The sequence below is a fragment of the Jeotgalibacillus sp. ET6 genome (assembly GCF_029667115.1).
Classification (GTDB): Bacteria; Bacillota; Bacilli; order Bacillales; family Jeotgalibacillaceae; genus Jeotgalibacillus.
The window spans coordinates 1-257 of record NZ_JARUIU010000155.1 but is presented as its reverse complement, the minus strand read 5'-3'; the positions used below and the strand labels follow the sequence as shown (position 1 = coordinate 257).

At 38.9% G+C, this 257-nt stretch carries 1 protein-coding gene; it reads right to left on the bottom strand.

The annotated features are described in order from the left end of the window. Positions 1–257: hypothetical protein (locus P6709_RS20075; protein WP_278242660.1), on the bottom strand; the 257-nt coding region annotated here is incomplete at both ends.

The window sequence follows — 257 nt, the reverse complement described above, 5'->3', positions numbered from 1 at the left end:
GAACCTTGTCCATCATATCCTGACATCTTTTAGAGCCGGAACTGTTAATACCGAGAACGTTGTTTGCCTTTGTTTCAAGCGGGACGTTTTTGAAATTGTGAGCTTCATCAATGAACAGTCTCGTAATGCCAAGCTCGTCAAAATAAACGGTGTCATACATATCATCGATTGCAACAGCAATTTCCGAAAGTGCTTTATTTATCGCTTCCTGCTTTTTTCTAAGTTTTGACGTTGCCTTACCTTTTTGATTTACAATG